The 11341-nt window shown below is 70.4% G+C and carries 15 protein-coding genes; 8 read left to right on the forward strand and 7 right to left on the reverse strand.

The genetic code is table 11. The features are described 5' to 3' along the window. Window positions 1–41 precede the first annotated feature (41 nt). Window positions 42–398, forward strand: a complete 357-nt coding sequence (locus tag ACFQ9V_RS03950) for an FHA domain-containing protein (protein ID WP_382457859.1) — start codon at window positions 42–44, stop codon at window positions 396–398. 41 nt (window positions 399–439) lie between these two features. Here the strand turns inward: ACFQ9V_RS03950 and ACFQ9V_RS03955 are convergent, their stop codons facing one another. Further along, a complete protein-coding gene (locus tag ACFQ9V_RS03955) occupies window positions 440–949 on the reverse strand; it encodes a hypothetical protein (RefSeq protein ID WP_382457860.1) in 510 nt (169 codons plus the stop codon). 32 nt (window positions 950–981) lie between these two features. Continuing rightward, on the reverse strand, window positions 982–1395 hold the full coding sequence (locus ACFQ9V_RS03960) for a DUF4383 domain-containing protein (RefSeq protein ID WP_382457861.1): 414 nt from the start codon (window positions 1393–1395) through the stop codon (window positions 982–984). Between the two features lie 181 nt (window positions 1396–1576). Between ACFQ9V_RS03960 and ACFQ9V_RS03965 the strand changes: the two genes are divergently transcribed. Together ACFQ9V_RS03965 and ACFQ9V_RS03970 are read left to right on the forward strand one after the other, a co-directional pair. Continuing rightward, the gene (locus tag ACFQ9V_RS03965; RefSeq protein WP_382457862.1) at window positions 1577–2824 is read left to right on the forward strand and encodes a serine hydrolase domain-containing protein; all 1248 of its coding nucleotides are present in this window, start codon (window positions 1577–1579) and stop codon (window positions 2822–2824) included. 215 nt (window positions 2825–3039) lie between these two features. Then, a complete protein-coding gene (locus tag ACFQ9V_RS03970; RefSeq protein ID WP_382457863.1) occupies window positions 3040–3831 on the forward strand; it encodes a sigma-70 family RNA polymerase sigma factor in 792 nt (263 codons plus the stop codon). Window positions 3832–3838: 7 nt separating this feature from the next. On the opposite strand, the gene ACFQ9V_RS03975 is transcribed toward ACFQ9V_RS03970, so the two are convergent. The 5 genes from ACFQ9V_RS03975 to flgN all read right to left on the reverse strand — a co-directional run bounded on the left by ACFQ9V_RS03975 (window position 3839) and on the right by flgN (window position 7553). Beyond that, window positions 3839–4270, reverse strand: a complete 432-nt coding sequence (locus ACFQ9V_RS03975; RefSeq protein WP_382457864.1) for a flagellar protein FlgN — start codon at window positions 4268–4270, stop codon at window positions 3839–3841. A 94-nt stretch (window positions 4271–4364) separates the two neighbouring features. Continuing rightward, the gene (locus ACFQ9V_RS03980) at window positions 4365–4721 is read right to left on the reverse strand and encodes a flagellar assembly protein FliW (protein WP_382457865.1); all 357 of its coding nucleotides are present in this window, start codon (window positions 4719–4721) and stop codon (window positions 4365–4367) included. After that, window positions 4718–5602 (reverse strand): flagellar hook-associated protein FlgL, encoded by an 885-nt coding sequence (flgL, locus tag ACFQ9V_RS03985; RefSeq protein WP_382457866.1) that lies wholly within the window; start codon window positions 5600–5602, stop codon window positions 4718–4720. The genes ACFQ9V_RS03980 and flgL overlap by 4 nt, the downstream gene beginning before the upstream one ends. A gap of 7 nt (window positions 5603–5609) precedes the next feature. Next, a complete protein-coding gene (flgK, locus tag ACFQ9V_RS03990; protein WP_382457867.1) occupies window positions 5610–7040 on the reverse strand; it encodes a flagellar hook-associated protein FlgK in 1431 nt (476 codons plus the stop codon). A gap of 9 nt (window positions 7041–7049) precedes the next feature. After that, entirely contained in the window at window positions 7050–7553 is a 504-nt protein-coding gene (flgN, locus tag ACFQ9V_RS03995; RefSeq protein WP_382457868.1) for a flagellar export chaperone FlgN, read from the reverse strand. Window positions 7554–7759: 206 nt separating this feature from the next. On the opposite strand from flgN, the gene ACFQ9V_RS04000 reads away from it, so the two are divergent. From ACFQ9V_RS04000 to flgB, 5 genes are all read left to right on the forward strand, one after another. Continuing rightward, window positions 7760–8590: a flagellin gene (locus ACFQ9V_RS04000; RefSeq protein ID WP_382457869.1), complete on the forward strand. Its 831-nt coding sequence runs from the start codon at window positions 7760–7762 to the stop codon at window positions 8588–8590. An 82-nt stretch (window positions 8591–8672) separates the two neighbouring features. Continuing rightward, entirely contained in the window at window positions 8673–10118 is a 1446-nt protein-coding gene (gene fliD, locus ACFQ9V_RS04005) for a flagellar filament capping protein FliD (protein WP_382457870.1), read from the forward strand. A 31-nt stretch (window positions 10119–10149) separates the two neighbouring features. Beyond that, a complete protein-coding gene (fliS, locus tag ACFQ9V_RS04010; RefSeq protein WP_370055349.1) occupies window positions 10150–10578 on the forward strand; it encodes a flagellar export chaperone FliS in 429 nt (142 codons plus the stop codon). Beyond that, window positions 10571–10876 (forward strand): hypothetical protein, encoded by a 306-nt coding sequence (locus ACFQ9V_RS04015; RefSeq protein WP_382457871.1) that lies wholly within the window; start codon window positions 10571–10573, stop codon window positions 10874–10876. The genes fliS and ACFQ9V_RS04015 overlap by 8 nt, the downstream gene beginning before the upstream one ends. Window positions 10877–11007: 131 nt before the next feature. Continuing rightward, window positions 11008–11340, forward strand: a complete 333-nt coding sequence (gene flgB, locus ACFQ9V_RS04020) for a flagellar basal body rod protein FlgB (RefSeq protein ID WP_382457872.1) — start codon at window positions 11008–11010, stop codon at window positions 11338–11340. Window position 11341: the final 1 nt, after the last annotated feature.

Consider the following 11341-nt stretch of genomic DNA (forward strand, 5'->3'; position numbering starts at 1 on the left):
GGGCGGGGCGCTTTCGGGTGCGCCGACGAGAGGAGACACCGATGGCGGTCATGTTCGCACTGGATCTGAGTGACGGGCAGCACGTCGAGACGGCGGGCAACGGCGTGATCGGGCGCAACCCGGCCTCCTACACGCCGGGCACGGAGTTCGACGACACCGCGAACGTCGAGATGGTGACGGTGGCGGACGACGCCAAGTCGGTCTCCCGCGCGCACCTCGCGTTCGGGCAGTACGACGGGATCTTCTGGGTGATGGACCTCGGCTCCGCCAACGGGACGACGATCACCTACCCGGGCGAGGGCACCTTCGCGTGCGACCCGAACACGCGGCACGAGGTCGATCCCGGATCGATCGTGCGGTTCGGGAACGCGTCGTTCGCGCTGAGCCGCCGGAGCTGAGCCGGCGCGGCTGAGCAGCCGGAGCGGAGCAGAGCCCGCACTCAGTGGTGGTGGTGCACCGTCACCGCCGCGACCCCGGCGTCGGTGGCCCCGAGCGCGGGAATGGTCACCGCGCAGACCGCGCACGCGCTGACCAGGAGCGCCGAGACGAACCGCAGTGCGCTGGCCGCGTGCCGCACAGGCCGGCCGCGCCGCAGGATGACCGCGGCGACCCCCGCAACAGCGACGTCGAGCAGCGATGCCGCGCCCATCGGCAGGAGAGGGAGCGTGAGCACCGTGCCCGACGTCGCCGTGGCGCCGGCCGTGGCGAGCGCGGCCCAGATCCCGAGCGGCGCCAGCGCCAGTGCCGGGATCAGGCCGAACAGGGGAGGTCGCTCGCGGGCCAGCGTGAGGACTGCCCAGGTCAGCTCCGCGGCGGCGACCGCCACGAAGAGCGCGAGCAGCGGGAGAGGTGCGCTGGGGGCGAGGGCGGCGTGAAGCAGCCCTGCCCCCAGCGCGGCCACGGCGAGGAAGGCCCTGGTCGCCGGGGCGACCGGGGCTGACCCCTTCATCCTGCTCATGGGAAGCGCCGTGGCCTGGTCGGTCAGGCGGCGACCGAAGAGGAGCGCACAGTCCGCTCGGCGCCGAGACCGACACCGAGGAGCACGATGGCGCTCACCAAGTGGAGGAAGTGGTCGGGGGTGTTCAGGGCGAGGATGTTCGCCCCGGTCCCGACCAGGAAGAAGCCGACGATGCCCAGGAGCAGGTAGACCGCTCCCACGGTGGTGTTGACGGCCTTCGCCGCGGCTGCCCTGGTGAGGCCGGCGATGAGCAGCGCCGCGCCGATGAGCAGGTGGGCGATGTTGTGCAGCGGGTTGACCTCGAAGATGCCGAGGATCAGGCCACCCTTGGTGGCGACGAAGCCGACGCCGCCGGTGAAGGCGAAGCCGAGCAGGCCGACGAGCAGGTAGACGGCGCCGAAGATAGTGGCGACGAGGCGGTTCGGTGATGTGCGCATGTGTCGTTCCTCCTTGGAAGACGGCGCGCGGCGTGCGCGCCTCATCCAGGAATTCGGCGCAGTGGGCCGATCGGATTGGACACGGGATCGCGGGACTCCGCGCGGACGTCGCCGCAGGCTACAATCGCTGCCACAGGAGCGTCGGGGGGATGCGATGGGACGAGGGACGAGTCTCCGCAGAATGGTACTCGCGGCGTCCGCCGCCACGCTCGCCCTCACCCTCGTCGCGTGCGGCAACACCGGCGCGAACCCCGACTTCCCGCCGCAGCAGCAGGGCGCCCTCCCGGCCGCCACGGTGACGCAGCTCACCACGGCGGTGACGGACGCGATCCAGCTCTCCGGAGGGTCGGCCGCCCTCGTCGGAGTCTGGGCGCCGTGGGCGGGGAGCTGGACGACCGCGATCGGGACCACGAGACGCGGCGGGTCCGTGCCGGTCACTCCCGCCATGACGTTCCGCGCGGGCCAGGTCACCACCGCGATGACGTGCACCGTGCTCCTCGAACTGGTCGACGAGGGCACGGTGAAGCTCGACGACCCGGTCGCCCAGTGGATCCCGGGTCTCGTGGGCGTCGGAGGGGTGACACTGCGCGAGCTGTGCCAGGACACCTCCGGCTTCGGCGACTACGCGACGGTCCTGCACCGCGAGTTCCTGGCCAACCCGGAGCGCTACTGGCCGCCGCTCGAGCTCGTGAGCGACGGCGTCGCGATGGCGCGCACCGGGAACCCTGGCGAGAAGTACAGCCCGTCGCAGACGAACGCGCTGCTGCTCGGGATGGCGCTCCAGAACGCGGCCGGCCGCAACTGGGAGCAGCTCTACCAGAGCTACGTGTTCGGCCGGCTCGGGATGTCGGCGAGCGCCCTCCCCGACGACGGCGTCTTCACCGTCCCCGGCCCGCATCCCGCGGGTTACGTCGCGCCGCTCGACGCCAGCGGCGCTCCCGTGTGCGACAAGCCGCAGGACATCACCGCGCTGTCGCCGTCGCTGGGCTGGACGGCGGCGGGAGTGGTCTCGAACGTCGCGGACCTGAAGGTGTTCGCGCAGGCGCTCGCCAGCGGCTCGCTGCTGAGCAGCAGCTCGGCGGACGCGCAGGCGAAGACGGTCGGCGCCGGCGCGTCCTGGCTGGGCTACGGGCTCGGCGTGCAGGTCGTCGGGCCGCTCCGCGGCGCGTCGGGGGCCGTCCCAGGCTACCTGTCGGCGGCGTACGCCGACCCGTCGTCCGGGCTGACCGTCGTCGTGGCGCTCAACGACTCGACGCCGGGCGCGGGGTTCGCGCAGGCGCTGGCCGAGCGGCTGGCGTCGATCGCGTCGAAGGTGCCGGCGGTGCAGAAGGGCGCGAAGGTCGTGGCGACGCTCCCTTGGTCGGAGGACCAGGCCGCGGCCGCCATGAAGGCCGCGGCGCCCTGCCCGGCGAAGCCCGCTGCGGGTTGACGGCCGGAGCATAGCGGATGGCTCCGCGATTGCAATGCATTCATTTGTCACCCGACTTGGGTCGTTACAGGATGCAGGTCAGCCCGCTAATTTCAAGAGTGCCGAAGCGTCTACCCCTAATCGGGCGCGGAGGCGAAGTGCGCACCCGAGCGTGATTTACACCCACCGAAACCCGCCGTGGTCCTGCCCTAAGACCGCGAACGACAGAGGAACACGTGAACACACACTCGCGCGATCAGCTCGTCATCGAGCATCTGCCGCTCGTCGGCTACATCGTCTCCGACCTGTGCAACCGCGGCACCCATCTCGACAGGGATGAGCTGGCCTCCGCAGGCCAGTTCGCTCTGTTCCAGGCGTCCCGCTCCTTCGACCCCGACCGCGGCGTGCCGTTCGGCGCCTACGCCCGCACCCGCATCTCCGGCGCGCTGGCGGACGAGCTGCGCTCGCAGGACTGGGTCTCCCGCGGGACCCGCAAGACGATCAAGGAGACGCTGGCGATCCGGGACGGGCTCTACCAGACGCTCGGCCGGACGCCCACCATCGACGAGATGGCCGTCTCCCTCGGCGTCGACCGCGCGACGGTCGTCGCCACCCTCCGCGAGTCCGCGACCGGACCGGTCGCGATCGAGGAGCGCTCCGAGGAGCTGGTCTCGGCGATCCTCGGCCCGGAGGAGTCCGCCGAGACGTCGGAGCGCGAGACGTTCCTCCGCGCGGCCGTCGAGGCGCTCCCCGAGCGGTTGCACCTGATCGTCACCCGGCTCTTCTTCGAAGACCGGCAGGTCAAGGACGTGGCCGCCGAGCTCGGCGTCACGCACGCGGCCGTGTCGCTGGCGCGGAGCGAGGCGATGAAGCTGCTGCACGAGGGCTGGCTCCTGCACTTCGACCGGGACTCCGGAGTGCTCCCGCTGCCCGACAGGAACCCCCGCACGAAGCGGTCGGCCTACCTCGCCAAGCTCGCGGAGTTCACCGCGCACCCGGCCGCGGTCACCCAGCGGGTCACCGCCTGACCGATCGTCAGAGGACCGTGTCGATCAGGCGCGCGCTCTGCTCGGTGTGGTCGATCTCGCCGTTCGCGCGGTAGGTCGCGGTCGTCTGCGCCCGCACCTCGCGGATCTCGGTGATGACCTCCACCAGGGCACGCAGGTGGTCGGTGAAGATCTCGGCCCACATCGGGCTCGGCGCGCCCTCGGCGAGGTCGCGCAGGAGGGCGCCGTGCGTCAGTCCCCAGGACTCGCCAAGGCTCGAGATGGCGACGGCGGTCGAGAGGCTGGACTTTCCGAGGCGTCCGGTGACGACGTCGATCTCGCGGGAGGCGTGCGCGAGCCACCGGGTCATCCCGGCCGTGCGCAGCAGCCGCTCCTCCTCGTACTTGAAGAGCAGCATCTCCAGGAGCTCCCGCTGCCGCCAGAGCTGTGCCGTCAGCTCGTTGGCCTCGTTCGTCGTCATCAGCGGTTCCATTCGTGAAGCGCACTCGGGTGTGCGGACCGTAGCCCGCGTTGCGTACACAATACTTGCCGTCCCGGCGCGAACCGAGGGTCTGTCAGGCCGTCCGGCGCAGCGGCACCTGCACCCGGTCGAGGTCGTCCGTGGCGATCACCTGCTCGCCGGTGCGCGTGACCGGGTCGATGAGGATGGGCGCGAGGAGGTTGACCGTCACCTCGTCGGCGTGCGGTGTCACGACCAGGAAGACGCCGGACTCCCGGTCGGCCGGCCGGTCCAGCTCCCCCACGAAGTCCGGCAGGTAGGCGGCCGCGTCGACCAGGAACAGCCGGATCGCCGGCTGCGCGCTCGCCCGGAGCGTGTAGGTGTCGCGTGCGCCGTCGAGCGGCGCGAAGTCGTACTCGGTGAACGACCCGAGGCCGGCGAGTGGTTCCTGGAAGCTGATCTGCACTGTCATCTGAGGTAGTCCATCAAGGTCGGCTGGATGCTTTTGGCTGTGACGGCCAGGGCGGTCTGGTACGCGACCTGCTGCGTCTGCATCTCCAGGATGGCATGCGCGGCGTCCACGTTCTGGATTCCGTTCTGGGTGGTCTGCAGCGTGGTGGCCTGCGTGGTGAGCGCCGAGGTCGCGCCGGTGAGCTGGTTCTGCGCGCTGCCGACGGTCGCCTCCGCGCCCCGGATGTTGGCGGCCACGGCGTCGATCGCGGTGAGCTGCCCGCCCACGTTCCCTCCGCTGCTCACGGTGCTCGCGATCGAGTCGATCAGCGCGAAGACCGAGGACGCACCGGCGCCGAGCACCGACGACCCGTCGACGTCGACCCGGACCGTCGTGTCCGTGCCCACGCGCCGGTTCACCGACGAGCCGGCCGTCCCGTTGAAGGTGTAGTCGGCGTTGAACGCGCTGCCCGCGTCGGAGGTGCCGGCGAAGACGCTCCTGCCCTGGTACTGCGTGTTCGCCAGCGTCAGCAGCGTCTGCCTCAGGGACTGGAGCTGGGTGGCGATGGCCGTGCGCGAGCTCGGGGTCTGGGTGGCCGTGTTGGCGGCCTGCACCGTCAGGTCGCGGACCTGGTTGAGGGTGTCGTTCATCGACGTGAGGGCCGTGCCCGCTGTCGCGAGCCAGGCCGTCCCATCTCCGGCGTTCCGCTGGTACTGCGTGTTCTGCGCGAGCTGCCGTTGCAGGTCGAGCAGGGTCGCGGCTCCCGCGGGGTCGTCGGAGGTCTTGCTGATGGCGAGCCCGCTCGCGACCTGCTCGTTGAGCTGGTTGAGCCGTTGGGCGCTGAGCTGGAGGTTGCGCTGGGCCGACGCGAGCTGCGTCGACTCGGTGACACGGAATGACATGTTCGGCCTATCCCAATCCGACGAGTCCGGTGTGGTTGATGAGCTGATCGAGGACGGAGTCGAGTGCGGTCATGACGCGTGCAGAGCCCTGGTAGGCGTGCTGGTACGCGATCAGGTTCATGTTCTCCTCGTCCAGGCTCACCGACTCCTGCGAGGACTGCGCGCCTGTCGCGGCGGCCTGGGCGCTCTGATCGAGCGTGGACTGCTGCGTCGCGTTGCTGGTCGCAGTGCCGAGCGCGATGACGCCCGTCGACCAGGCGACGTCGGGTGAGCCAGATCCGGTGCCGAGCTGGCCGATCGCGTCGGCGATCGACCCGTCGGACGCGCCGGCGCCGGGCGCCGCAACGGCGACACCGGAGGGGTCGGTCGCGAGCACGCTCAGGCCGAGCGCCGCCGGGCCGGTCGCCGACATCCCGAAGAATGCGACGTTCGTGGCGCCGGTGGAGGTCGTCCCTGTGACGCTCACGGCGTTCACCTGCTGGGCGAGGGAGGTCGCGAGGCCGTTGAGCTTCGCGGCGGTCTCCGCAATCGCGCCGCCGTTGCCGGAGGCGGTGGCGGGCGCCAGGAGCGCGAGGTCGCCGGCGAGCTTGCCGGAGCTGAGCGAGACGGGGCCGGCGCCGTCGGTCCACTGCACTCCGGCCGGCGACCCTGCGGCGCCCTCCAGAGCCGTCGATCCGGTGACCGACAGGGACCGGGCGACGGCGCCCTGCACCAGGCTCGCTCCGCCGATGTTCACCGTCACGGTCTGGTCGGCGTTGTTCACGACGGAGGCGCCGGAGAGCGAGGCGAGCTCGGTCAGGATGTTGCTGCGCTGGGTGACGAGCGCGTTGACGTCGCCGCCCGACGCGGCCAACGAGCGGATCTGCCCGTTGAGCTGGGCGACCTTGGACGCGTCGGAGTTCACCTGCGCGGTCGTGGTGGCCAGATCCTGCTGGGTCTGCGACCACTGCGACTGCACCGAGCGGTAGGCGGTGGCGATCTGACCGACCAGGGAGCCCGCCTTGCCGAGCAGTGCGGCGACCGGGGCGGCAGCGCCCGGCTGGTTGGACACGTCCTGCCAGGACGACCAGAACTTCGAGAGCGAGCCGGAGATGGCGTCGCCGCTGGGCTCGCCGAGCGTCGACTCCAGCGCGCTCAGCCCCGAGGCCGTCGCGCCGCTGTAGCCGGCGGCGGCGCCGGCGGACCGGGCCTGGGCGTCCAGCAGGGACGAGCCGAGCTGGACGATGCCGGCCACGCGCACGCCCTGGCCGGCGGTGGCCGCCTGCGCGAAGGGGCCGACCCGGGCGGGGCCGCCGACGGCCTCCAGGTCGACCTGCTGGCGGACGTAGCCGGGGGTGGTCGCGTTGGCGATGTTGTCGCCGGTGACCTCGATGCCGGCCTGAGCGGCGGCGAGGCCGGAGAAGGCGGTGTTGAGGGAACCGAGAAGGTTGCCGGACACGGTCGTCTCCTACAGGGTCGCGTCGACGAGGCGGGCGCGTGCAGAAGGCAGGTCCGTCGTCCCGTCGGAGGTGTAGACCGACGAGCCGTCCGAGACGGCGTCGAAGGTGTCCTGGGCGGCGCGGAGCGCGTTCCGCAGCAGGCGGTCGTTGCCGGCGCGCACGGTCCGGATCTCCCGGGTCAGGGTGACGAGCGCCTCCAGGTGGGCCGCGAAGATGCCCTGCCAGGCTCCCTCCGGGGCGCCGGCCGCGAGCTCGCGCAGCCGGGTGTCGGCGGGGAGGCTCCACTCGATCGCCAGGGCGGACGCGGAGACGCTCATCGAGAGCGTTGCGGTCCTCAGCCGCTCGATCACGACCTCCGCCTCGCGGGTCGCGTGCGGAACCCAGCGCGCCTTGCCGGAGGCGAGGAGCAGCTGCTCGACCTCGAATTTGTAGAGCAGCAGCTCCAGGAGCTCCCTCTGACGCCAGAGCTCGTTCGACAGTTCGTTGGCGCCCACCGCGCTCCACGCTCCCATCAGCCATCCATAGCAAAGGGCACACACGTTGTCTGCCGTACCTTCCGCTATCGGCAGGAACGGGGCGCTTGTAAGCATTTCGGGGGCCACGGAACGCATTTCGGTCGGGTGCTTACATCCGTGGCCGACCTGCCGATAGGTCCATTCGTCGGCCCACGGATGGACCGGCTCTGCACACTCTCACGGAGGAATCGAACATCATGGCTATGACCATCAACACCAACCTGAGCGCTCTCTCGGTCACGAACGCGCTCAACTCCAACCAGGCCGCTCTGCAGAGCAGCATGAACAAGCTGTCCTCGGGCTCGCAGCTCAACACCGCTGCCGACAACCCGGCCGGCCTCGCGATCTCGCAGGGCCTGCAGGCGCAGATCGGCGGCCTCAACGCGGCTGCGCAGAACACCGCCAGCGGCATCAACCTGATCCAGACCGCCTCCGGCGCGCTGTCCCAGGTGTCCAACATCCTGCAGACGATCAACAGCCTCGCCGTCCAGGCCGCGAACGACACGAACAGCACCGCATCGCGCTCGGACATCCAGACGCAGGTCACCGCTCTGGCCGCCCAGCTCACCTCGATCGGCTCGTCGACGAACTTCAACGGTGTCAAGCTGCTCGACGGCTCGGCCACGGGCGCTGCGGCGCTGAACTTCCAGACCGGCTCCAACGCCACCGACAAGGTCACCCTCGACCTCAGCTCGGCCAACGTGACCACCATCGCCACGGCGGTGTCCGCGCTGGACTTCACGACCACGGCAGGCGCGCAGGCCGCGATCACCAACATCCAGGGCCAGATCCAGTCCGTCTCGACCGCTCAGGCCACCCTCGGCGCGACCCAGAACGTTCTGACGGCGACCGCGCAGAGCATCGCGGTCAACTCGCAGAACCTGACCGCCGCCAACTCGCAGATCGCGGACACCGACATGGCGTCCGAGATGGCGAAGTACAGCAAGGAGAACGTGCTCATGCAGGCCGGCACCGCGATGCTCTCGCAGGCCAACCAGCAGAGCCAGCTCATCCTCAAGCTGCTCCAGGGCTGACACCCTCAGGCGGGCGGCGACTGATTCGGGTTCAGTCGCCGCCCGCACCCCTTCAACCTGATCGCGGATCGGAGGAACTCGGATGAGCTCAGTCGGAACCATCTCCCTGCCCTCCCTCACCGTGGGCAGCAACGGCCAGGTCACGGTCTCCAACCTGGTCAACAACCTCGACCCGACGGCCATCGTGAACGCGCTGATGACCGCGGAGTCCATCCCGCAGACCCAGCTCCAGGCCAAGGTCAAGACGGAGCAGACCGCCCTCTCGGCGTTCCAGAACCTCAACGTGACGCTTCAGGCGCTCCAGACGAGCGCGACGGGAGCAGCGGCCACGAACGGCCTCAACCTCCTCACCGTCGCGAGCACGGACTCGTCCGTCACGGCGACCGCGACCACCGCCGCGTCGCCGACCTCCTTCTCACTGCAGGTGAACCAGGTAGCGCAGGCGCAGGTGTCCGTCACCGGTGTCATGACGACCTGGCCGGACGCGAGCGGCGCCATCACGATCGTCGACTCGACCGGCGCGGCGCACGACATCACGGCCGCGTCCTCGAGCATCTCCGACGTGGTCTCCGCCATCAACGCCGCCGGCGCCGGCGTCACCGCCGCGCAGGTCGCCTCGGGCACAGACGCCTCCGGCAACCCGCAGTACCGGCTCCAGCTCACCTCGACGCAGACCGGCGCAGCGTCGGCGTTCCAGATCTACGCGGGCACCAGCGCCGCCTACTCGGCCGGCACCGCCACGGACCTCCTCACCCAGACCGGCGCCGCCACCGTCACCGCCGCGCAGGACGCGACGGTCACCCTCTGGCCGGGCACCGCGGCGGCGCAGACGGTCTCGTCGTCCACCGACACCTTCGCGAACCTCGTCCAGGGCGTCACGGTCACGGTCGCGAAGCCCACCGCCGCGCCGGTGACGCTCACGTCCACGATGGACAGCGCCAGCATCACCTCGACCGCGTCCTCCCTGGTCTCCGGCGTGAACACGCTGCTCTCGTACATCACGCAGCAGTCCGCCGTCTCGACGACGCAGAACACGGACGGCTCCAGCACGACCACCGCCGGGACGTTCACGGGCAGCCTGCTCATCCAGGGCGTCTATCGCAACCTGCAGTCGGCGGTGTCCGCCCCGGTCGGGCCCGGCGGCACCGTCTCCCCCGCCACCTACGGCATCGCGATCCAGTCGGACGGGTCGATCAAGTTCGACAGCGCGAAGTTCCAGGCCGCCCTCGCGAGCGACCCCGCGGGGACCATCGCCGCCGTGCAGACGATCGCCTCGCGCGTGCAGGCCGTCAGCGCCACGGCCTCCGACCCGGTGACCGGCACCGTGACGGCCTCGATCACGTCGCAGCAGACCCAGATCTCCAACGACCAGTCGGGCGTGAGCAACTGGACGACGATGCTCGCGGCCAAGCGCAAGCTGCTGACCGCGCAGTACACGGCCCTCGTGACGACGCTCGGCCAGCTCCAGAACGAGCAGAACTACCTGACCCAGCAGATCAACGCGATGAACCCCTCGTCGTCGAACTGACGCGGCCCCCAGAGAAAGCACAAGGATCGACATGCCATCTGCGGCGCAGACCTACCGCGACAACGCCATCCTCTCCGCGTCGCCGTCGCGGCTGCTCACCATGCTGTACGACCGGCTGTTGCTCGACCTGAACTGCGCGAAGGACGCGCTCGACGCCGGCGACCTCGCGGTCGCCGACTACCGGCTCACCCACGCGGTCGACATCCTCACCGCGCTGGCGGGCTCGCTGCGCGTGGACGTCTGGAACGCGGCGGAGAGCCTCCTGGGCCTCTACATCTACGTCTCGAACGCGCTCATCCACTGCCGCGTGACCCGGGATGTCGCCCTGGTCATCGAGGCGATCGCGCTGCTGGAGCCGCTGCGCCAGGCCTGGCACCAGGCGGCGGACTCGCTGTCGGCGGGGACCTCGTGGGAGGTCGACGGCGCTGACGACAACAGCGAGGTCGTGGCGATTGCCTGAGCTCCTGGACGGCGCCGCGGCCGACAGCGCGTGGGCCGAGGCCCTCGACGAGCTGGAGGCGCGCGCACAGGCGGCCGGCCCGGCGGGACTCGGCGCCTGGCGTCCCGGAGCGCCGCTGCCCGCGCTGCCGGAGGAGCTCGCCGAGCGCGCCCGTGAAGTGCAGGCCGCGCAGCAGCGCGCGATCGACGGGCTGCGCGACCAGCAGGAGCGGATCCGCGCCGAGCTGGAGTCGCTGGGCAGCGTGCAGACGCCGCGCCCGGACGCAGAACCTCCGGTCTACCTCGATCTGATCGGCTGAGGACGCTAACGCGTGAGCCGTTCCTGCCGATAGGCCACTACGAGCACGGATAGCTCACTGCGGGCCACGGATCGGCCTCCTCCCCTGGAATACCACCATTCATGAGGTGAGCCTTGCTCGAATCCGTGACGATGAACGCGATGTCCGCCGCCCTCGACGGCTATGCCGCGGCGCAGACCGCGATCTCCAACAACATCGCGAACATCAATACGCCCGGCTACCACGCCCAGGTCGTCGACTTCGCGTCGGCCCTCGAGAAGTCGGTGGCGGCGCACAGCGGTGCACTGCCGGCCTCCGCCATCGCGCCGACGACGAGCATGGACCCGACCCGCCTGAACGGCAACAACGTCTCGCTGGAGCAGGAGACGCTCGCCCAGGTCACCAACGGGCTCAAGTTCCAGGCGGCCTCGCAGGCGATGTCCCAGCAGTTCAGTGAGATCCGAGCCGCTGCGACGGTGAACTGAC

Source organism: Leifsonia sp. NPDC056665 (assembly GCF_042791795.1).
Lineage (GTDB): Bacteria > Actinomycetota > Actinomycetes > Actinomycetales > Microbacteriaceae > Leifsonia.

Coding starts and splice junctions, on each gene's coding strand:
- ACFQ9V_RS03965 (WP_382457862.1), top strand. CDS start 1,577: ATGGTACTCGCGGCGTCCGCCGCCACGCTCGCCCTCACCCTCGTCGCG.
- flgN (WP_382457868.1), bottom strand. CDS start 7,553: ATGGGAGCGTGGAGCGCGGTGGGCGCCAACGAACTGTCGAACGAGCTC.
- ACFQ9V_RS03980 (WP_382457865.1), bottom strand. CDS start 4,721: ATGACAGTGCAGATCAGCTTCCAGGAACCACTCGCCGGCCTCGGGTCG.
- fliD (WP_382457870.1), top strand. CDS start 8,673: ATGAGCTCAGTCGGAACCATCTCCCTGCCCTCCCTCACCGTGGGCAGC.
- flgB (WP_382457872.1), top strand. CDS start 11,008: ATGAACGCGATGTCCGCCGCCCTCGACGGCTATGCCGCGGCGCAGACC.
- ACFQ9V_RS03950 (WP_382457859.1), top strand. CDS start 42: ATGGCGGTCATGTTCGCACTGGATCTGAGTGACGGGCAGCACGTCGAG.
- flgL (WP_382457866.1), bottom strand. CDS start 5,602: ATGTCATTCCGTGTCACCGAGTCGACGCAGCTCGCGTCGGCCCAGCGC.
- fliS (WP_370055349.1), top strand. CDS start 10,150: ATGCCATCTGCGGCGCAGACCTACCGCGACAACGCCATCCTCTCCGCG.
- ACFQ9V_RS04000 (WP_382457869.1), top strand. CDS start 7,760: ATGACCATCAACACCAACCTGAGCGCTCTCTCGGTCACGAACGCGCTC.
- ACFQ9V_RS03960 (WP_382457861.1), bottom strand. CDS start 1,395: ATGCGCACATCACCGAACCGCCTCGTCGCCACTATCTTCGGCGCCGTC.
- ACFQ9V_RS03955 (WP_382457860.1), bottom strand. CDS start 949: ATGAAGGGGTCAGCCCCGGTCGCCCCGGCGACCAGGGCCTTCCTCGCC.
- ACFQ9V_RS03975 (WP_382457864.1), bottom strand. CDS start 4,270: ATGACGACGAACGAGGCCAACGAGCTGACGGCACAGCTCTGGCGGCAG.